This is a genomic window from Listeria monocytogenes (genome assembly GCF_900187225.1).
Classification (GTDB): domain Bacteria; phylum Bacillota; class Bacilli; order Lactobacillales; family Listeriaceae; genus Listeria; species Listeria monocytogenes.
Genome location: NZ_LT906436.1, coordinates 2523206 through 2544763 on the forward strand (window position 1 = coordinate 2523206; position 21558 = coordinate 2544763).

Sequence of the window (21558 nt, forward strand, 5' to 3'; positions counted from 1 at the left end):
AATTATTCCTCCTCACTTACCTTCCCATTTATTGGGACGTTACAAGAAACGCCGGCTTCTATTCTAGCGCGGCTGCTCCTCCGACGATTTCGGTAATTTCTTGCGTGATCGCAGCTTGGCGAGCACGGTTATATTGTAGTGATAAGTCACTGATTAAATCGGATGCATTATCTGTCGCGCTTCTCATGGCAGTCATACGAGCAGCATGTTCAGCGGCTTTGGCATCCAGAAGTGCTCCGAAAATTAGGCTTTCCACATATTGCGGTAATAATACTTCCAGGATTTCTTGTTCGGAAGGTTCAAATTCGTAAGTAGTTAAATCTACATCCGTTTCTTTACCTTTTTCGTGAAATTCCGTCAGTGGTAATAGTTGCTCTTTTCTCAGTTCACTAGAAATAGAATTAATATGGTGATTATAATAAATGAAAACCTCGTCATAAACACCATCTTCAAACATTTGAACTGTGTTACTAGCAATATCTTTAATTTCCGCAAATATCGGGTGATCTGTAATACCTTGTACTTCTAAAACCACGTTCATTTGGCGCGCTTTGAAGAAGTCACGAGCAGATCTACCTACAGTGATTATTGCATATTCATCACTTGACGTATGCTTTTTATTAATTTCTTGAAATACTTCTTTGATTACAGAACTATTGTAAGAACCTGCAAGTCCAGTATCAGAAGTAAGTACGATATAACCAGTACGATGAACAGGTCTAGATACAAGCATTGGATGGTCGCTACTGTTACCAGTGCTAGCAACATGTGTTACTACGTCTTTAATTTTAGAAACATAAGGCTCATATGAACGAGCATTAGATTCTGCACGACCTAGTTTTGCTGCTGATACCATTTGCATTGCTTTTGTAATTTGACTTGTTTTACGCGTAGAAGTTATTCGTTGTTTAATATCTATTAAAGATGCCAAAGATTTTCACCACCTTTGAATTTATTCCGAGTCTAAATTATTTTTCTTCAGAAGGAACAAATGTATTTTTAAATTCTTTTAATGCTGCTTCAAGTTTCGCTTCATCAGGAAGTTTTTTCGTTGTACGAATTTCTTCCAAAAGCTCTGGGTGATTATGATCAAACCATGTATTCATTTCGGACTCAAAACGCAGTACATCATGAACTGGTACATCATCCAGATATTTATGAACAAGTGCATAAAGAATCAATACTTGTTTTTCAACTTTCAAAGGTTTGTGCAAATCTTGTTTTAGAACTTCTACTGTACGTTTACCACGTTCTAGTTTCGCACGAGTAGCTGCATCTAGGTCAGAACCGAATTGTGAGAAGGATTCTAGCTCACGGTATGCGGCAAGGTCTAGGCGAAGTGTTCCGGCAACTGTTTTCATTGCTTTAATTTGCGCTGATCCACCTACACGGGATACAGAAAGACCGGCGTTAATCGCTGGACGCACTCCCGAGAAGAATAAATCAGATTGCAAGAAGATTTGTCCGTCTGTAATAGAGATAACGTTTGTAGGAATATAAGCAGAGATATCTCCGGCTTGTGTTTCTACGAATGGAAGAGCCGTAATGGATCCGCCACCTAGGCTATCATTTAATTTTGCAGCACGTTCAAGTAAACGGGAGTGCAAGTAGAAAACATCCCCTGGGTATGCTTCACGACCTGGAGGACGACGAAGTAATAGGGACAGCTCACGATAAGCAGCTGCTTGTTTGGATAAATCATCATATACGACTAAAACGTGTTTGCCGTTATACATGAATTCTTCAGCCATTGCAACACCAGCATAAGGAGCCAAGTAAAGAAGTGGCGCCGGTTGTGATGCAGCAGCAGTTACTACGATTGTGTAATCTAACGCACCGTGATGACGTAAAGTTTCTACGGCATTACGTACTGTAGATTCTTTTTGACCGATAGCGACATAAATACAAATCATGTCTTGGTCAGCTTGGTTTAAAATAGTATCAATCGCTACAGATGTTTTACCAGTTTGGCGGTCACCAATGATTAACTCACGTTGACCACGACCAATAGGAACAAGTGCATCAATCGCTTTAATACCTGTTTGTAATGGTTCGTTTACCGATTGACGTTGCATAACACCAGGTGCTACTGCTTCAATCGGACGAGTTCCAGTTGTTTCAATTGGGCCTAAACCATCAACTGGTTGACCTAATGAGTTAACTACACGCCCAATAAGCGCTTCGCCAACAGGAACTTCCATGATTTTACCGGTACGACGAACTTCATCGCCTTCGCGGATTTCTGTGTAAGGGCCTAGAATAATGATACCAACATCATTTGTTTCTAAGTTTTGGGCCATACCCATTACACCATTTGAGAACTCTAGCAATTCACCAGCCATTGCATTATCGAGTCCATGAGCACGCGCAATACCGTCACCAATGTAGGTAACCGTACCAACATCACTCACTTTTAGTTCAGAATGATAATTTTCAATCTGCTGTTTTATGATTGAGCTGATCTCTTCAGCCTTAATGCTCATTGATTTCACCCCTCGTTAAACGGAAACTAGGCTTTAATTTGCCGTTCCATGTCCTTTAATTTCGTTTTTAGACTGTCATCATATATACGGGTTCCAATAACCACTTTGACTCCACCAAGAAGGGATTTATCAATGTGATTTTGAATGTTTAATTTTGTTTTGTTCATTTTCGCAGCAAATACTCTCGAGAGCGCCGTAAGTTCTTGTTCGGAAAGTGGGACAACAGAATAAACATCTGCATCCGCAACTCCTCGCAAGTCATTTACGCGTTTTTGGTAAACGTCCGCAATAACAGAAAGATAATCTTCTCTGCTACGGTCGATTAAAAGATAAATAAAATCTCTTAATGTCGGATTGATTTTTTCAAAAACAGCGCTGGCAAGATTTTTCTTTTGCTCGGTCGTGAAAGTAGGATTTTCAAGTAGTTTTACAAAATCTTTATTAGCTTTTAAAGCCGCTTTTAATTCAGTTAATTCTTCTGAAAAAACGTCTACTAAATCTTTATCTTGAGCTACTTGAAAAAGCGCATTGGCATAGCGACCTGCAACTTCCAAATCTTTACTCATTTGTCATCCCCTAGCCTTTCGATATAATCTTGGATAAGGTTAGATTGTTCTCTTTCATCCAGATTTTTTTCGATGACTTTCGATGCAATAAGAACAGATAAGGAACCGACTTGTTCGCGAAGAGCAGAAATAGCATCTTCTTTTTCGCGTGCAATATCGGATTTTGCTTCTTCTTTTATACGTTCTGATTCACGTCTAGCAGTTTTGACAATTTCTTCGCGTTCTTTTTCGCCAAGTTGTTTTGCGTTCTCAATCATTGTTTGAGATTCCACACGAGCTTGTTGTAAAACACTTTTTTGTTCAGCAAGTAATTTTTCTGATTGAGCGCGATTTTCTTCAGCCGCATCAATTTCAGAACCAATATGCTCTTCACGCTCTTTCATAATACCCATAAGCGGTTTCCAAGCATAAATTCGGATTAAAACTAGCAAAATCGAAAAAGCAAAAAGCGTAAAGAATGCATCACCAAACGTAAATGCGGAACCAATTACTAAATGTGGTTGTAACACGCCAGTTTCACTCCTTTCTATACATTCGCTTGAATTATTCGTTCAAAACGAAAGAGATGAGGTTTTATTTCCTCAACTTCCTTCAAATTATTTATTAAGAACCATGAACGCAATAACAACAGCGATGATAGGAAGGGCCTCAACTAACGCAACACCAACGAACATGATTGATTGAAGCATAGAACGCGCTTCTGGTTGACGCGCAACACCCTCGACAGTTTTTGATACGATAAGACCATTACCAATACCCGCACCTAATGCACCTAATCCAACAGCAATAGCAGCTGCAATAACACCTAAAGACATATAATTATCCTCCTAATTTTTCTTAAAATTATTTTTTATTACTTTTATAAGTGACTTAATTGAAAGTTAGTTTAATGTTCGTCACTGACCTTATGTGACATGTAAACCATTGTCAGCATAGTGAAAATGTACGCTTGAATTGCCCCAATAAAGAGTGAGAACGCCTGCCATATAATCGCTGGAATTATCGCAAGAACACCTACAAATATATTAATATGTGCAAGTTGAGTAGCAATAATGGTTAACAAAACTTCCCCGGCAAAAATATTACCGTAAAGACGTAAACCAAGCGTTAATGTATTAGCAAATTCTTCTACTAATTTTAGTGGGAATAAAAATTTCATTGGACTCAAGTAAGTACCAACAAAGTAGTGCTTGAAACCACGCATTTTAATACCGTAGTAATGCGTTAAGCCAAGAACCATTATCGCAAGTGTTAATGTGACAATTGGATCCGCTGTAGGTGAACGCCACCATACTTCATCGTTTACTGCGATTTGTAATGGTAGTCCTAGCATGTTGGCAACGAAGACAAACATTAATATCGTAATACCAAGCACATGGAATCTCCCACCGGTTTTCCAATCCATATTACTATTAATAATACCTCTGACAAAATCCATAACCCATTCAATGAAGTTCTGCTTTCCGGTAGGACGGCGTTGCAGATTTCTGGTACAGATAATGGCTATTAGAAGAACGATGACACAAGTCACAGTAATCATCAAAATATTAGATAGATTAAAGTCGATCCCTAATAGGCTTATCGTTGGAAATTCCTCTTCCAATTAGGTTCACCCCTCTCTTTTTAAAAACTTTTTTCTGCGGTACATGGAATACGCAAAAAAATCTAGAAAAATAATTGCATATGCAAGCCCAAGTCCGATTACCATGCTATAAACATGAAAATATTCCGGCAGTTGCGTCGCTATTATTGTTGCAAGTAACACGCTTCCCATTCTTAACGTCATTCCCATGCCATAAAAAGAACGATTTTCAGCCAAAGCCCTTGTCATTGCTTGTGTGCGTCTCATTAATATCCAGTAATTAAACCAGCCGACGATTAAACCCAATTTAAGTCCCAAAAAAATATGTATATGAGGGGTTAAAAACCATCCACAAAGACAAACAGCAATAAAAAGAACCATATACTTTTGATGACGATGATACATGCCAATTAGCGATTCTAACATTCGGGGCGCAATCCTTTCTTTTTCAAAAGATTTTTCTTTCCAGATGACCATTTTGAAATCTCAGGGAGTAAGTTCAGTTTGTGAAAACAAGCACATTTTCCCCAATTCATCCCAATCCCAAACACACATGAAAGCCTTATCAGCGTGTCAGTTCTTAGCATACAACAGCCAAAAGAGAAAAGTCAATACACTTTCACAAATTGTGCGTACATCTACTACTAATAGTACCACAATCGGACCCATCCATAAAAGAATAGCCTATTATTTCTGAGATTTTTTTGATTTCAAAATCTATCTGTTTCCTAGATTGCCACGCCAGAATTATTTTTGTCCATTTAACAGCAACCAACACCTCCGTAATCATTGGAAAAACTAGTTGACCGTTCGTGTGTTATTTCACAAAAAAGGCCAAAACCACTTTCTTTCGCACAAATAAAAAAACTTCTACCACTATTGGTAAAAGAATTCGATACGATTATTCGCAAATTTCGCGACCGAAAGTTCTTTTCCCAAGAAAAAGAACGGAAAAAACAGCCGGACTCACTTATCATGAGCTGCATTTTGATATAGAGTGCCCGTATAAATTCCAATTCAGTCAACGCAAACCTAGCGTCGGCGGGATTGTAGTGAATACTGAGCGCAGTCTTCTATCCCTATGCTACAAACAAGCTATTTTTTGGGCTCTTATATTAATAACATTGACCATCTTATCACATGTAACATAAAAGAACTAGTGAAAATCGAGCGTGTAACATATCTGTAACAATAAGGCGCTTTCATTCCAAATAAAGAGGAAAACTAGACTTTTAACGCCTAGTTTCCCGCGGTGTTTTACACGATAAAATCTTCTGGGCGATCAGTTTCTTCAAAGTGACTCTTGATTGCTGCTAAAATTCTGTTCGCAGCGAAACCATCGCCATATGGATTAGCTGCTTGCGCCATTTTATCGTGGCTTTCTTTATTATCAAGTAAATCTAATGCTTCTTTGATCAGATTTTCTTTATTCGTTCCAATTAGTTTCAACGTCCCAGCTTCGATTCCTTCTGGACGCTCCGTTGTATCACGTAAAACTAAAACTGGCACGCCCATGCCTGGCGCTTCTTCTTGAACGCCGCCTGAATCAGTAAACACAAGATAAGATTTGCGCAAGAAATTATGAAAATCAATCGCATCTAATGGTTCGATTAAATGAATGCGTTCATGTCCGCCTAAAATGCTCATTGCTTTTTCCCTAACAGCTGGATTCAAATGCATCGGGTACACAAGTTCAACGTCCTCACGACTTTCCACGATTTCTCGAACCGCCTCAAACATCCCTTGCATCGGTTCGCCTAAATTTTCCCTGCGGTGAGCCGTCATAAGTATTAAACGATTGTCGCCAAGATTTTCCAAGATTGGATGGTGGTAATCTTTTTGCACAGTTGTTTTAAGGGCATCAATCGCCGTATTTCCAGTCACAAAAATAGTAGCCGGATCTTTTCCTTCCGCAAGCAGATTTTCTTTCGCTTGTTTGGTTGGAGAAAAGTGAATATCCGCCATTACACCAGTTAACTGGCGATTCATCTCTTCTGGAAACGGCGAATATTTATTCCATGTTCTAAGTCCAGCTTCAACATGACCTAACATCTTTTGTTGATAAAAAGTAGCCAGTCCAGCAGCAAAACTAGTTGTTGTATCGCCGTGAACTAAAACGATATCAGGATTTTCGGCAGCAATAACTTCATTAATTCCATTCATTACACGCGAAGTTATATCGGCTAAGGTTTGGCCTTTTTTCATAATATCTAAGTCAATATCTGGTTTAATATCAAAAATCTCTAAGACTTGATCTAGCATTTCACGGTGTTGAGCTGTAATCACTACTGTTGACTCAAATGTTTCTGGTTCTTTTTCTAGTGCCAAAACGAGTGGTGCCATTTTTATTGCCTCTGGTCTTGTCCCAAAGATACTCATTACTTTGATTTTAGCCAATTTCGGGCCTCCTTATAAAAAAACTCCTCAGAAATAGCTCGACAAAAAATTTCCCAGTCTGTTAAAAAGCAGTACTGTTTATAATTCCTTATCTCACTATACCGAGGAGATTGTTAATTATTTAGTTCCGAATAATCTATCGCCAGCATCTCCTAAGCCTGGACGGATATAACCATTTTCGTCTAACTTCTCGTCTAAACCTGCTACGTAGATTTCTACGTCTGGATGTGCGTCTTGAAGAGCTTTAACGCCTTCAGGAGCTGCTACTAGACACATGAATTTCATGTTGCGAGCGCCGCGTTTTTTCAAGCAATCGATAGCCATAATTGCGGAGCCGCCAGTTGCAAGCATTGGATCTACAACAATGAAAAGACGTTCTTCCACGTCAGAAGGTAGTTTTACAAAATATTCGACTGGTTCAAGTGTATCATGGTCACGATAAAGACCTACATGTCCTACTTTTGCTGCAGGAATAAGTTTTAAAATACCATCTTGCATACCAAGACCAGCTCTTAAAATAGGCACAATCCCTAATTTTTTACCAGTAAGTGTTTTAGCAGTTGTTGTTTGTAGTGGTGTTTCCACTTGAATGTCTTCTAGTTCCATATCACGTGTAATTTCGTACGCCATTAATGTAGCGACTTCATCTACAAGTTCGCGGAATGCTTTTGTTCCCGTATTTTTATCTCGAATAATTGTTAATTTGTGTTGTACTAGTGGGTGATTAATTACGTGTACATTTGCCATCGATTAGTTCGCTCCTTTGATATTGAAAATTTCCTTCTCTTATTGTATCAGAACAAGACACAAGTGCAAGGATTAATTTGCTATACATGAAAAAAACCGGTTTTCTCTATTTATAGAAAAAACCGGATCACTTATTTTATAAACTTGGATAAAGCGGATATTCATTTGTTAAAGTAGCCACGCGTGCTTTTACATCTGCGAGAACTTCTTCATTTTCTAAGTTATGCAGTACTTCCGAAATAAGTACGCCGACTTTTTCAATCGCAACTTCATCGAATCCACGAGTCGTCACTGCAGCAACACCTACACGAATACCACTTGTTACAAATGGGCTTTCCGTTTCGAATGGAATGGTATTTTTATTCACGGTAATACCAACTTCATCTAATACTTTTTCAGCTGCTTTTCCTGTTAAGCCAAGTGGTTTTAAATCAATTAATAATAAATGATTATCCGAACCACCTGTTAAAACAGCAACATCATTCGCTTGAAGAGTTTCTGCTAATTTCTTAGAATTACGAATAATTTGCTCGCAATACGTTGTGAATTCAGGTTGTAACGCTTCACCAAACGCCACTGCTTTCGCTGCGATTACGTGCATTAATGGTCCACCTTGAATTCCTGGGAAAATCGATTTATTTAATTTTTGTTCCCATTCTGCTTTGGCTAAAATCATTCCACCGCGAGGTCCACGAAGCGTTTTATGGGTAGTTGTCGTTGTAAAATCAGCATAAGGAACTGGATTTTGGTGTAAACCAGCAGCAACAAGACCGGCGATATGCGCCATATCTACCATTAAGTATGCGCCAACTTCATCAGCAATTTCACGGAATTTAGCAAAATCAATTTTACGTGGATAAGCACTTGCGCCAGCTACAATCATTTTTGGTTTATGTTTTAAAGCAGCTTCACGGACGATATCATAATCAATCTCTTTTGTATCTTCACGAACGCCGTATTCAACAAAATTGTATAAAACGCCGCTAAAATTAACTGGACTACCATGTGTTAAATGTCCACCATGTGAAAGGTTCATACCAAGTACGGTATCACCTGGTTCAAGCACTGTATGATAAACCGCCATATTCGCTTGAGCACCTGAGTGTGGTTGAACGTTCGCATATTCAGCTCCAAATAATTTTTTCGCGCGGTCGCGTGCTAAATCTTCCACGATATCCACGAATTCACATCCGCCGTAATAGCGTTTTCCTGGGTAACCTTCTGCATATTTATTCGTTAATACAGAACCCATTGCTTCCATTACTTGCTCACTAACAAAATTCTCAGATGCGATTAATTCGATATTCGCGCGTTGTCTACCAAGTTCTAACTTAATTGCATCAAAAACTTCCTTATCTTGCTTTTGTAAATAGACCATCTGTGGACCCCATCCTTTTCTGATAAATTTTTCAAGTGAACTATTATGTATTATCTTTAATAATTACTTAAATTGGGTAGAAAAGCAAGCATTTTGGAATAAAAAAAAGCAATTTCCGATAGTGAAGCGCTTCACTTATAGAAAACGTTCGGAAATTGCACTTTTTAGTTCGTAATAGGTAATTTCATATTGCTCAATTGATCCACCGTAAGGGTCTGGAATATCTGTTTTTTCTTCGGAAATTAGTTGAATCTTATCATTCTCTTTCGGAAAAAGGCTTTTTAGTTCCGCTTGATGATTTTGAGTCATTACGTAAATTTGATCTGCCCAATCTATATCTGCTTCTGTGATTTTTTTAGCTTGATGCGTTGTTGGCAAATTCATCTGCGCGAGAATTTGACGTGAATTTCCAGAGATAGCGTCCCCGTTCAAAGCACGTGTCCCAGCTGAACGAACATCTAAATCTGGGCGCAAGTTTTGCAAGATTTTTTCAGCTAAAGGGCTTCGGCATGTATTTCCTGTACAAACAAATAAGACGTTCATTCAGTAATCCTCCTATCACCAGCAGCTTTTTCTAATCGGTTCATAATCGCTGCTCCAAGTTCCATTTCTGGATACACTTCCGCAAAAATCATATCTACATCGGCATGGTCGAAAGCCCGTAAACCTTTGTAAAGACTTGTAGCGATTTCGTCCAATGCCTTTATACTACCAGTTGTTTCGATGGTACCGCTGGTGTTTAGTTGATTTATCAGTTCTTTTGTCGCCAAAATACCGAGTTTTTTATTCGCAGCTTCCGCTTTATTTATTTCACTTTGCCAAAATTGGGTAGATCCTTCTATTAGATAAACTGGCGCTTTCGGGGCATAGTGAGTATATTTCATGCCCGGAGCTTTTGGTTTTTCTGTTTCTTTCGTGTTGTTTGTCGATATATCCACAGGACCAATTATTTGTTCAATCTGTTCTTTTGTAACACCGCCCGGGCGTAGAATAATTGGAATTTCTAATGAACAATCAATAACGGTGGATTCTAAACCTACACCAGTTGCGCCGCCATCGATAATTCCGGCAATTTTTCCATCTAAATCTTCTATTACATGACTCGCCGTTGTCGGACTTGGTTTTCCTGAACGATTCGCGCTTGGAGCCGCAATAGGAATATTCGCTGTACCTATCAACGCTAGACTAACAGGGTGTTCCGGCATACGGACGCCTACTGTGGATAAACCAGCAGAAACATTAGTTGCCAAACTATCTTTTTTCAATGGAAGAATAACCGTTAACGGACCTGGCCAAAACTTTTCCATGAGTTGGATGGCTTTCGCTGGATAACTTGCTACAAATTGATCCATTTGTTCACGACGGGCAATGTGGACAATTAATGGGTTATCAGACGGACGGCCTTTTGCTTCATATATTTTTTGAACAGCAGCTTGGTTGGTTGCGTCTGCGCCAAGACCGTACACTGTTTCAGTTGGAAAAGCCACGCATTCACCGCCTTGGAGTAATTTGGCCGCTTCCTGAAAGATAGCTTGATTTGATTGTTGCTTATTTATGTTCCAATGAATGGTTTGCATTAATTCCGGTCCCCTTTACATAACTTCTATTATATTTTAACGTTTTCTGTCTTATTTTTACAGTATTGTTTTTTAAAATCTGGAAATCGCTATTTTTGAACAAAAGTTATCCCCAAACTGTGGATAATAACTTTGTCAATGGGGATAACTTCTTGTGAAATGTGGATAATTCGTAAAGATAAGTAAAAAAGCCATTTTTTTATTAAGATTTGATTAAAAAAAATTTTTTGCACAACATTTTATCCACAGTTTTGTGGATAACTTCCAAAAGAAAAAGACGCTTCTTTTATAGAAACGCCTCTATACCAATATATTAGAGCATGTTACATAGCGGTCTTTGGAATTGATATCTTTGTGGATAACAACAGTAGTATGTGGATAACTTTTTTCAAATAATTGTTTTACACGTTCACCTTGTGTATAACCTATCTCCACACCCACCCAAAATGAAGAATTTAGGACATATTTTAAGTTATCCACAAATCGCTCATAGATAGCAAGTCCATCATTTTCAGCAAACAATGCTAATGAAGGTTCGTTTTTTAGCACATAATCCGACATTTCTGCTTTTTCTGCTTCAGAAATATAGGGCGGATTGGCGACAATCATATCGAATCGTTCTTCGTTTTGTTTAAATGCTTCAAGTAAATCTGTTTCCACAAAACGCACATCCGCATTTAATAACAACGCATTCTTTCTGGCCACTACAAGTGCTGGAGCGGAAATATCAGAAGCCGTCACTGAAATCTCAGGAAATGCTTTTTTGAGTGCAATCGCTATAATCCCGCTTCCAGTGCAAACATCTAGCACATTTTTAACTGGATGTTTTTTCAAAAAAGCTTCCGCACAAGCGACTAACTCTTCTGTTTCGGGGCGAGGAATAAGGACATCTTCTGTTACTAAAAAATCATAGCCATAAAAAGGGGCTGTTTTTAAAATATACTGGACCGGCTCGCCAGCCAAATACCTAGCAAAATCTTCCTCAAACTGCTTTTCATGATTCGGTTCAAGTTCACGACTTATTTCCATCCAAAGCTCAGAACGAGAAAGCCCCATTCTGGTTTCTAGTAAAATTTCCGCCGCATTTTGGTCCAGCCCTTTTTCAAAAAGGATGGCCTCCGCTTTTTTTAACAATTGACTAATTTGCGTCATTTAAATGCTCCAGTTTACTTGTTTGATCTTCTAGGATGAGCGCGTCAATGATTTCATCGAGTTTGCCTTCCATGATTTGATCTAGCTTTTGAATGGTTAAGCCGATACGGTGGTCGGTTACGCGGTTTTGCGGATAGTTATAAGTCCGGATACGTTCGGAGCGGTCACCCGTTCCAACAGCTGACTTACGGTTGGCATCGTATTCCTCGCGAGCCTCACGCTCAAATTTATCATAAACACGTGCGCGCAATACTTTCATCGCTTTATCTTTGTTTTTCAACTGAGAACGCTCATCTTGCATCGAAACGACAATTCCGGTCGGAATATGCGTTAAACGTACAGCTGACATCGTTGTATTGACACTTTGTCCACCGGCACCAGTGGATGCGAATGTATCTGTACGGATATCTTTGTCATGCAACTCGATTTCCACTTCTTCCGCTTCTGGCAAAATGGCCACTGTCGCTGTTGATGTATGGATTCGACCACCTGATTCTGTTTCTGGTACACGTTGAACACGGTGCGCCCCGTTCTCATATTTCATTCGCGAAAAGGCGTCATTTCCGTTCATCATCGCAATAATTTCTTTGTAACCGCCAATACCAGTCGGGTTCGCGTCCATGATTTCTACTTTCCAGCCGCGTGATTCCGCATATTTACTGTACATGCGGAATAAATCGCCGGCAAATAAAGCTGCTTCATCTCCACCAGCTGCTCCGCGGATTTCTAAAATAACGTTTTTGTCATCATTAGGATCTTTTGGCACGAGTAATAGTTTTAGTCGTTCTTCTAAGTCTGCCTTTTCTTTTTGAAGTTCCGCGAATTCTTCTTTGGCCATTTCGCGCATTTCATCGTCTAGTTTTTCTCCTAGGAGTTCTTTTGTTTCGTTAATTTGTTCGTTTACATTTTTGTATTCGCGGTACGTTTCGACTGTCGCGGTAATGCCGGATTGTTCTTTGGAAAGGTCGCGTAGTCGTTTTGGATCCGATACTACATCTGGATCACTTAATAACTCATTTAGTTCATCATAACGGTCTTCCACCGCCTGTAATCGATCATACATTGTATTCCAACACCTCTTTAACTTATTTTATTGGTGGATTGGCATGACATTTGCGACACACAGGGTAATAGTGGTCATTTCCGCCAATCATAATTTGTTCACCTGTATAAACTGGCTTTCCTTTGTCATCAACGCGCAGAACCATCGTCGCCTTTTTGGCACAGAACCAGCAAATTGTTTTCATTTCTTCTAGTTTATCTGCATATAGCAGCAAGTATTTCGACCCTTCGAATAATTCGTTTCGAAAATCATTTTTTAAACCATAAGCAATTACTGGGATATTTAATTCATCCACAATTTTCGCTAACTGAAATACGTGTTCTTTTTCTAGAAATTGCGATTCATCTAAAAGAACGCAATTTGGTTTTGGTTTAATATTCACTACGATTTCAAAAATATTTGTGTCACTAAAAATAGGAGTTGCTTCTCGTTTCAGTCCAATTCGACTTGAAATGAAGCCAACTTGGTCTCTATCGTCAATACCTGAAGTAAAGATAGCTACTGTTTTATTTTGTTCTTCATAATTATGTGCGACTTTTAGAATTTCAATGGTTTTCCCACTATTCATGGAACCATAACGGAAAAATAATTGTGCCATTAAGACCGCTCCCTTTAACTTTATAAACTCTTTTCCTATTTTATCATAGAGCGGCACAAATTGGGACATATAGTTAAAAAAAGCTACGCCGCATATGGGCATAGCTTGATTTTAACGAAAAACTTCTGCGCCGCTTCCTTCGACATCAAGAAGAAGAACGTCCGCGTCTATTTCTAACGTTTGTAAAGATGTTTGCAGTGTGTTAGCAACCTTGCGAGGAGCGAACACTAGGACAGTTGGGCCCGCACCGCTCAAACAAGCAGCATAGGCTCCTTGACTTTTGGCCACGTCGCGAATTTGTGTTAAATGTGGTACTAATTGGCTGCGATATTTTTCATGCCATAAATCACGTTCCATCATTTCACCAGCTAGCGTCATATCATTACGTAAAATTGCTGCAATCATTACATTGGCGATACTACTCGCTTGGACAGCTTCTTTGAACGGAAGCGTATCAGGTAAAACACCGCGACTTTCCGAAGTAAGAAGTTCTGCCTTTGGAATAAACGCAATTAAAGCACAATCCGGAAAAAGGTGGCGGACATAGAAATCTTCTCCATCTAATTTCGCTCCTACGACCCAGTTTCCAAGAACAGCAGGCGCAACATTATCAGGATGCCCTTCTATTTCGGCAGCTATACGAACTTTTTCCTCTTTTGAAAGGTTAAGTTCAGCAAGTGTATTGGCTAATTCAATTCCCGCAACTACCGCCGCAGAACTACTGCCTAGTCCACGAGCGGGCGGAATATCACAGGTCATCACTAAATGATGCGGCGTTAAATTAGGGGCTAGGTTTAAGGCAGTTTCGATAATCACATTGGTTTCGTCATGCGGAATCCCGCCGCCAATATTATGTTCGATATACCAAGAATCCGCTTCCGCTCCAATATCAAGCGTTAAATATAATGTTAACGCCAAGCCACAAGAATCAAAGCCTGGACCAAGATTGGCTGTTGTTGCCGGGACACGAATACGCATTAAGCTTTCACTCCTGAACGTAAATGTGTGCGCATTGCTTCGATATCATCCACATGGGAAATTGGAATTTCATGCACACTCATCGCAGTATCTGGATCTTTTAAGCCATTTCCAGTGAATACACAAACAACTGTTTCCCCTTTTTTAATTGTTCCATTTGCTACATGTTGAATGACACCAGCTAATGAAGCGGCAGAACCCGGCTCGATAAAGACACCATCTTGTGCTGCAATTTTTTTATAAGCATTCACAATTTCATCATCTGTTACAGAATGAATGTATCCGCCAGATTCATCGCGAGCTGCTTCTGCAAGCCCCCAACTAGCTGGGTTTCCGATACGAATCGCTGTTGCAATTGTTTCCGGGTTATCAATTGGTTTCCCTTGAACAATCGCCGCAGCTCCTTCTGCTTCAAAACCATGCATCCGCGGCAGTCCAGAAGCTTTAGCCTCATTCCATTCTTTAAACCCCTTCCAGTATGCAGAAATATTCCCGGCATTACCGACTGGAATTGCAAGTACATCTGGCGCGGAACCTAATTGCTCACAGATTTCGAATGCAGCTGTTTTTTGACCTTCTAAACGATATGGATTCACGGAATTTACAAGTGTTACTGCTTCTGTTTCAGCTAATTCACGAACCGATTTTAATGCTTCATCAAAATTACCTTGAATCGAGATAATATCTGCGCCATACATAACTGCTTGCGCTAATTTTCCTAGAGCGACTTTGCCTTCTGGAATAACAATGTACGCTTTTAATCCCGCACGTGTTGCGTATGCCGCAGCCGCAGCAGAAGTATTCCCAGTGGATGCACAAATAACCGCTTCGGCACCTTCTTCTTTCGCTTTAGCAACAGCCATAACCATTCCACGATCTTTAAAAGAACCGGTTGGATTTAAGCCTTCGTATTTTCCGTATAAAGTAACCCCAAGTTCTTTGGACAAATTCGGTAATGGAATAAGTGGTGTATTTCCTTCCGCAAGTGAGATCATTGGCGTTTTATCAGTTACTGGTAGATATTCTTTATATTTTTCTAGTAAACCTTTATACATATTTAACCCTCCACAACGGAATATTTTGCGAGCATTTGCATTTCTGGCTCATCTTTGACCCTAGCGATTGCTTGTTCTAATTGCGCTTGACTTGTTGAGTGTGTCACGATAACAACGGTCGCCGTGAAATCATCATACGGTTGTTGTAAAATTTTATCAAAACCAACGCCGGCTTCTGCAAAAATTTGCGTCAACTTAAGGAAGGTTCCTGTTTTATCGTCCATTGTTAGACGAAGATAGTATTTAGAGAAAACTTGTTCCTTTGGTGTATGTTTTGTTTCGTGTTTGTAGCTGTTGAAAGCATTACCGTTTGTACCTAGACGGCTATTTTTCGCAACAGTAATCAAATCACTAACAACACTTGTCGCTGTTGGTAATTCGCCGGCTCCGGGACCATAAAACATTGTTTCTCCGACAGCTGCACCTGTTACAAATACGGCATTATTTTCATAGTTAACGCCGGCAAGTGGATGTGCTTTTGGTAATAACACTGGCCCAACATTGACATTAACTGTGCCATTTGTTTCTTCGGCAGTACCTACTAGTTTAATTTTATATCCTAATTGGTACGCTACTTCGATATCTTCAGGAGAAATCCCACGAATACCGTTTGTTTCTACATTATCTAAATTCACATTCATTCCAAATGCGAGTCTTGTCATAATAACCATTTTTCTAGCTGCATCGATTCCGTCCACGTCATTCGTTGGGTCAGACTCGGCAAATCCTAGTGCTTGGGCTTCTGCTAAAACATCTTCGTATGACTTTTTCTCTGTCGTCATTTTTGTTAGCATGAAATTGGTTGTCCCGTTGACGATACCCATTACTTTTTGAATTTTATCTGCCGCTAGGCTGTTTACGATAGTACGTAAAATCGGAATTCCACCTGCAACGCTCGCTTCATAAAACAAATCACAATTATTAGCTTGTGCAACTGCCACTAATTCGTCGCCGTGTAGCGCAATCAAATCCTTATTCGCAGTTACTACATGTTTTCCAGCTTTCAAGGCCTGCAAAATGTATTCCCGCGCAGTTGTGATGCTGCCCATAACCTCGACAACAACAGCAATTTCTGGATCATCCAGTACATCAGACGGATTGGTGGTTAGTTCAAAACCTTTTGTTTCATAACGGCGATTTTTTTCTAAGTCACGAACTAGCACTTTCTTTACAGAAATATGGTATCCAGTTACTTGACTAATTTTTTCTTGATGCTCTTCTAAAATATGAATAACACCGCTACCTACCGTTCCAAATCCTAACACACCTACTTGTAACTTTGCTTCCACTTGAAAACCTCCTTATTATTGTTTAACAAAACAGAAAATTTAACTTTTTTATTACCTACTCATAAAAAAAGTAATTAGTGATATTATACGCAACTTCACAGGGAAAAGTAAACCCTTGAAAGGAAAGTTTTTATTTTTAGTAGTTCTGAGAAATAATTCCATAAAAAAACACACCCAGCAAAAGCTGAGTGCGCAAATTATTTCGTTCGTTACATACAGTCTTATTTGAGACCGTATTTTTTGTTGAAGCGGTCCACACGGCCATCTGCAGTCGCATGTTTTTGTTTACCAGTATAGAACGGGTGCGAATCAGAAGAGATTTCGACACGTAGTAATGGATACTCGTTGCCATCTTCCCATTTAATTGTTTCGCTTGAGCTCTTAGTAGAACCTGACAAAAATTTGAAATCAGTACTAGTATCAACAAATACCACTGGACGGTACTCAGGATGAATTCCAGTTTTCATTTCTTTTCAACTCCTTCGCCCTGAATCATCTGAAACAGAGTAATTAAGTGCTTTTACACACAGTATAGATATTATAACAATGTTGAAGCAAACAAGCAAGATTATTTTTTCACTTTGAAAATGATCCATTTACTAAACACATAATTAAGTACAAGGACAATTACATTCGTCCAAATTTTTGCCCATAATTCATTTATAGATAAAACTTCAATTAGAAGAATCATTACTAAAATGTCCACTAAATAAGTCAAAAAGCGGAAACCGAAAAATGATGTAACTTCTCGAGCGCGTTCTTTCCAAGTAGGTGTATAGCTTTCAAAAACATATTTTTTATTAGAAAAATATGCAAAAAGGACGGATGCAACCCATGCAATGGTGTTTGCGATACGATAATCCCAGTTCAATACATAAGTACATAACCAAAATGTCACGATATTAATAAGTGTTGTAAAACCACCCATGATTAAATACATCAAGATACTATGAATCTCATCCGTATACCACGGAATCTTGTCTAACCATTTTCTTATTTTGTTCATACTATGTCTTCTTTCTCTCCGTTATATTCTTCTACAAAATAAAGCGGGCGTTTTTTCACTTCATTAAAAATCCGACCCAAATATTCCCCAATAATACCTATACTAATAAGTTGAATCCCGCCTAAGAACAGTATTGTAATCATTAAAGTCGGAAATCCGCTAACGTCAGAACCAACGATAAGCGTTTTTATTACTATATATATCAAATAAATAAAAGTGCCTAATGAGATAGCGAAACCAGCAATAGTTGATAATCTAAGTGGCAATGTCGTATAAGAAGTAATTCCTTCAAGAGCCAAATTAATCAAGGACCGGTAATTCCATTTGGTTTCACCAGCATGTCTTGGCGCTGCATCAAAAGTAACTTCCACTTTTTTAAAGCCAATCCAATTGTACAACCCTTTTGTATAACGTTGTGTTTCTCTTAATTTTTTCAATGCATCTACGCATCTTCTATCGAGCAATCTAAAATCACCTGTATCTGGAAGAACCGGGGTTTTAGTCACTTTTTGTAAAGTTTTATAGTACCACTTTGAAGTTGCTTTCTTTAACCAGCTTTCGCCATGACGTTTATTTCTTCTTGCATAAACATCTTCATATCCTAATTCCCATAGTTCAATCATTTCTTTAATTAGCTCTGGCGGATGTTGTAAATCTGCATCCATTGTAATCACAGCATCGCCTTTTGCATAATCAAATCCGGCAGCCATTGCTATTTCTTTCCCGTAATTTCTTGAAAGATCTACAAAACCCACTCGATTATCTTCTTTATGTAGCTGCTTTACTATTTCCAGTGTCTTATCCTTACTACCATCATTGATAAATAATAATTCAAAAGTATATTTATCTTTAATGGAATCCATAACATTCACAATAGTTTCATATAATGTGGTAATTGATTCTTGCTCATTATATGCAGGAACAGATATTGTAATTAGTTTCATTATCTTTCTCCTTTTCTTTTTTCCACTCATTACTCTAAAAACGATAGTATCAAACCTAGTAAAAAAAGTACAGTTTCAATTTATTTTTTAAACATTTCCTCTTGTAGTAATTCATAAAAAGCTTCATTGTTGTCGGTTTTCTTTAAGTAACGGACAAAGCGTTCTGAAATATCAAGTCCATCACCTTGTTTTGGCATGGCTTTACGGATTTTCCATAGTTGTTCTAAGCGTTCTTTGGATAATAAAAGTTCTTCTTTTCTTGTTCCAGATCGACGCATATCAATCGCAGGAAAGACACGACGTTCAGCAAGTTGACGATCAAGATGCAATTCCATGTTCCCAGTACCCTTGAATTCTTCGTAAATAACATCATCCATCCGTGAGCCTGTGTCAACTAACGCAGTAGCAAGGATTGTTAAACTACCGCCCTCTTCTATATTTCGTGCTGCTCCAAAAAACCGTTTTGGTCTATGAAAAGCTGCTGGGTCAATCCCCCCTGAAAGTGTTCGGCCACTTGGTGGTATAACTAAATTATACGCTCGTGCGAGACGCGTGATACTGTCCATCAAAATAACTACATCGCGTTTTTGCTCCACTAATCTCATTGCGCGTTCAAGCACAAGTTCTGCAACTTTAATATGATTTTCTGGAACTTCGTCAAATGTGGAACTGACTACATCCGCTTTTACAGAGCGCTCAATATCAGTTACTTCTTCTGGACGCTCATCTATTAGCAAAACAATCAATTCAGTATCTGGATGATTAGTCGTAATCGCATTCGCAATTTCTTTGAGCAAAACAGTTTTCCCTGCTTTTGGTGGCGCTACAATAAGTCCACGCTGTCCAAATCCAATTGGAGAAATCAAATCAATTGTACGTGTTGAAATTGGATATTTTTCTGTTTCTAAATGAATTTGACGATCCGGATAAAGTGGCGTCAAACCAGGAAAATGCACTCTTTCTTTCGCTACTTCTGGGTTTTCTCCGTTAACTGCCTCAACATGCAGTAAACCAAAATAACGTTCATTTTCTTTTGGTGGACGAACTTTTCCTGAAACTCTGTCTCCCGTTCTTAATTCAAAACGTCTGATTTGAGAAGCGGAAATATAAATATCTTCCGAGCTAGAGGAATAATTAATAGGTCGTAAAAAACCAAATCCCTCATTCGGAATAATTTCCAAGACACCTTCCATAAAAAAGAAACCTTCTTTTTCGGCGTTTGACTTAAGTAAAGCAAAAATAAGTTCTCGTTTGGTAAGCTTACTATAATAAGCAATCTTATGTTCTTTAGCTAGGGAATATATATCTTTAATTGTTAAGCTTTCTAAGTATGCAATGGAGAGTTTAGCCATTATGTACCACCTTTTTGAATTTAATAATTTTATTGGAATAAATGAGGGTGAGGTAAAATTGAGGAGAGGCTGAAACGAGTTGTTTCGCTCAGCCTCTAATTATTAGATATTTGTTTCTGCTGTACTACTACGAGTTATATCTGCACCAATCGCAGAAAGTTTTTCGATAATTTTACTGTAGCCACGTTCAATATGTTCGACACCATGAATTTCTGTTCTTCCTTCTGCCAAAAGTCCAGCAATAACAAGTGCTGCACCTGCTCTTAAATCAGTTGCTGTTACTTTAGAACCTTGTAATTTTGCTGGACCACTAATCACAGCAGATCTACCTTCTAATTTAAACTTACCGCCCATTCGTTCCAGCTCAGCAATGTGCTTGAAGCGACTCGGATAAATCGTGTCTGTAATGACGCTGCTACCTTCTGCACGAGTTAAAAGCGCCGTGAGTGGCTGTTGTAAATCAGTTGGAAATCCAGGATAAGCGTATGTTTTAATATCAACTTTTTTTATATTCTCTACTTCACCAATAAAAATGGAATCTTCCTCAATATCCATAGGAACACCCATTTCTGTTAGTTTCGCAATGATTCCCTCTAAGTGAGTTGGGATAACATTTTCGATTCGTATGCCTTTTCCTGAGGCCGCTGCGAGCACCATAAAAGTTCCCGCTTCGATTCTATCAGGAATAATCGTATGATGGCAACCATGAAGATGATCCACACCAGTAATTCGAATGGTATCTGTTCCAGCACCTTTAATAATTGCTCCCATATTTGTTAAAAGAGTAGCTACATCAATAATTTCTGGTTCTTTTGCTGCATTTTCAATCACTGTTTTTCCTTTTGCACGAACAGCTGCTAACATGATGTTAATTGTGGCTCCAACACTTACGACATCTAGGTAAATGCGCGCGCCTTTTAATTCATCTGCCCGTAAATAAATCGCACCCTGTTCATTGGTTACTTTTGCGCCAAGTGCTTCAAATCCTTTAATATGTTGATCGATGGGACGCGGCCCCAAATAACAGCCCCCTGGAAGTCCAATGACCGCTTTTTTAAACCTTCCAAGCATAGCACCCATTAAATAGTAAGAAGCTCTCAATTTCTTCACATTTCCTGATGGAAGTGGCATTGAAAGCATATCAGTTGGATCAATAATTGCTGTTTTGTTATCATAACGGACGCTGCCGCCAAGTTCTTCTAAAATATCATAAAGAGTATATACATCAGAAATATCCGGTAAACCTTCTAAAACAACTTCAGATTCCGCCAAAATAGCAGCTGGAATCAAGGCAACCGCGCTATTTTTCGCACCGTCTACTTGCAAAGTGCCTGATAATTTTTTGCCACCTTGAATAATTAATCTATCCGTCACAACGTACCCTTCTTTCT

The 21558-nt window shown here is 38.8% G+C and carries 24 protein-coding genes; all 24 read right to left on the minus strand.

Annotation, left to right across the window (positions count from 1 at the left end; genetic code table 11):
- Positions 1-58: 58 nt before the first annotated feature.
- Positions 59-931, minus strand: coding sequence for a F0F1 ATP synthase subunit gamma (locus tag CKV70_RS12800; protein WP_003723463.1), 873 nt, complete (start codon positions 929-931; stop codon positions 59-61).
- Positions 932-968: 37 nt separating this feature from the next.
- The gene (atpA, locus tag CKV70_RS12805; RefSeq protein ID WP_003723464.1) at positions 969-2483 is read right to left on the minus strand and encodes a F0F1 ATP synthase subunit alpha; all 1515 of its coding nucleotides are present in this window, start codon (positions 2481-2483) and stop codon (positions 969-971) included.
- Positions 2484-2509: 26 nt separating this feature from the next.
- Positions 2510-3049, minus strand: a complete 540-nt coding sequence (locus tag CKV70_RS12810; protein ID WP_008948769.1) for a F0F1 ATP synthase subunit delta — start codon at positions 3047-3049, stop codon at positions 2510-2512.
- Positions 3046-3558, minus strand: coding sequence for a F0F1 ATP synthase subunit B (gene atpF, locus CKV70_RS12815; RefSeq protein ID WP_014601147.1), 513 nt, complete (start codon positions 3556-3558; stop codon positions 3046-3048). The genes CKV70_RS12810 and atpF overlap by 4 nt, the downstream gene beginning before the upstream one ends.
- 87 nt (positions 3559-3645) lie before the next feature.
- The gene (gene atpE / locus CKV70_RS12820) at positions 3646-3864 is read right to left on the minus strand and encodes a F0F1 ATP synthase subunit C (protein ID WP_003732517.1); all 219 of its coding nucleotides are present in this window, start codon (positions 3862-3864) and stop codon (positions 3646-3648) included.
- A gap of 71 nt (positions 3865-3935) precedes the next feature.
- Complete coding sequence (gene atpB / locus CKV70_RS12825; RefSeq protein ID WP_003732518.1) at positions 3936-4652, minus strand: F0F1 ATP synthase subunit A; 717 nt, start codon at positions 4650-4652, stop codon at positions 3936-3938.
- Positions 4653-4658: 6 nt separating this feature from the next.
- A complete protein-coding gene (locus CKV70_RS12830; protein ID WP_014601148.1) occupies positions 4659-5057 on the minus strand; it encodes an ATP synthase subunit I in 399 nt (132 codons plus the stop codon).
- A 193-nt stretch (positions 5058-5250) separates the two neighbouring features.
- Complete coding sequence (locus CKV70_RS12835) at positions 5251-5421, minus strand: hypothetical protein (protein ID WP_077346008.1); 171 nt, start codon at positions 5419-5421, stop codon at positions 5251-5253.
- A 467-nt stretch (positions 5422-5888) separates the two neighbouring features.
- Positions 5889-7028, minus strand: a complete 1140-nt coding sequence (gene wecB / locus CKV70_RS12845) for a non-hydrolyzing UDP-N-acetylglucosamine 2-epimerase (RefSeq protein WP_014601149.1) — start codon at positions 7026-7028, stop codon at positions 5889-5891.
- A gap of 117 nt (positions 7029-7145) precedes the next feature.
- The gene (upp, locus tag CKV70_RS12850; protein WP_003723470.1) at positions 7146-7775 is read right to left on the minus strand and encodes a uracil phosphoribosyltransferase; all 630 of its coding nucleotides are present in this window, start codon (positions 7773-7775) and stop codon (positions 7146-7148) included.
- A 136-nt stretch (positions 7776-7911) separates the two neighbouring features.
- Positions 7912-9153 carry a serine hydroxymethyltransferase gene (gene glyA / locus CKV70_RS12855; protein ID WP_003732521.1) on the minus strand — a complete coding sequence of 414 codons (1242 nt, stop codon included), beginning with the start codon at positions 9151-9153 and terminating at the stop codon, positions 7912-7914.
- Between the two features lie 135 nt (positions 9154-9288).
- On the minus strand, positions 9289-9696 hold the full coding sequence (locus tag CKV70_RS12860) for a low molecular weight protein arginine phosphatase (RefSeq protein WP_014601150.1): 408 nt from the start codon (positions 9694-9696) through the stop codon (positions 9289-9291).
- Positions 9693-10730: an L-threonylcarbamoyladenylate synthase gene (locus CKV70_RS12865; RefSeq protein WP_003723473.1), complete on the minus strand. Its 1038-nt coding sequence runs from the start codon at positions 10728-10730 to the stop codon at positions 9693-9695. Before CKV70_RS12865 ends, CKV70_RS12860 begins: the two co-directional genes overlap by 4 nt.
- Before the next feature lie 300 nt (positions 10731-11030).
- The gene (gene prmC / locus CKV70_RS12870) at positions 11031-11882 is read right to left on the minus strand and encodes a peptide chain release factor N(5)-glutamine methyltransferase (RefSeq protein ID WP_010990011.1); all 852 of its coding nucleotides are present in this window, start codon (positions 11880-11882) and stop codon (positions 11031-11033) included.
- Positions 11869-12945, minus strand: a complete 1077-nt coding sequence (prfA, locus tag CKV70_RS12875; protein ID WP_003726351.1) for a peptide chain release factor 1 — start codon at positions 12943-12945, stop codon at positions 11869-11871. The genes prmC and prfA overlap by 14 nt, the downstream gene beginning before the upstream one ends.
- A gap of 22 nt (positions 12946-12967) precedes the next feature.
- Positions 12968-13543, minus strand: a complete 576-nt coding sequence (locus tag CKV70_RS12880) for a thymidine kinase (RefSeq protein WP_003723476.1) — start codon at positions 13541-13543, stop codon at positions 12968-12970.
- Positions 13544-13654: 111 nt separating this feature from the next.
- Positions 13655-14521, minus strand: a complete 867-nt coding sequence (gene thrB, locus CKV70_RS12885) for a homoserine kinase (RefSeq protein WP_003732523.1) — start codon at positions 14519-14521, stop codon at positions 13655-13657.
- Positions 14521-15576, minus strand: coding sequence for a threonine synthase (gene thrC, locus CKV70_RS12890; RefSeq protein ID WP_003729257.1), 1056 nt, complete (start codon positions 15574-15576; stop codon positions 14521-14523). The genes thrB and thrC overlap by 1 nt, the downstream gene beginning before the upstream one ends.
- 2 nt (positions 15577-15578) lie before the next feature.
- On the minus strand, positions 15579-16865 hold the full coding sequence (locus CKV70_RS12895; RefSeq protein ID WP_003732524.1) for a homoserine dehydrogenase: 1287 nt from the start codon (positions 16863-16865) through the stop codon (positions 15579-15581).
- A gap of 221 nt (positions 16866-17086) precedes the next feature.
- Entirely contained in the window at positions 17087-17332 is a 246-nt protein-coding gene (locus tag CKV70_RS12900; protein ID WP_003726356.1) for a type B 50S ribosomal protein L31, read from the minus strand.
- A 101-nt stretch (positions 17333-17433) separates the two neighbouring features.
- Positions 17434-17871, minus strand: coding sequence for a cell wall teichoic acid glycosylation protein GtcA (gene gtcA, locus CKV70_RS12905; protein WP_003724105.1), 438 nt, complete (start codon positions 17869-17871; stop codon positions 17434-17436).
- Positions 17868-18815, minus strand: a complete 948-nt coding sequence (locus tag CKV70_RS12910; protein WP_003724106.1) for a glycosyltransferase family 2 protein — start codon at positions 18813-18815, stop codon at positions 17868-17870. Before CKV70_RS12910 ends, gtcA begins: the two co-directional genes overlap by 4 nt.
- 80 nt (positions 18816-18895) lie before the next feature.
- A complete protein-coding gene (gene rho / locus CKV70_RS12915) occupies positions 18896-20167 on the minus strand; it encodes a transcription termination factor Rho (protein WP_003727875.1) in 1272 nt (423 codons plus the stop codon).
- A 102-nt stretch (positions 20168-20269) separates the two neighbouring features.
- The gene (locus CKV70_RS12920) at positions 20270-21541 is read right to left on the minus strand and encodes a UDP-N-acetylglucosamine 1-carboxyvinyltransferase (protein WP_003732525.1); all 1272 of its coding nucleotides are present in this window, start codon (positions 21539-21541) and stop codon (positions 20270-20272) included.
- Positions 21542-21558: the final 17 nt, after the last annotated feature.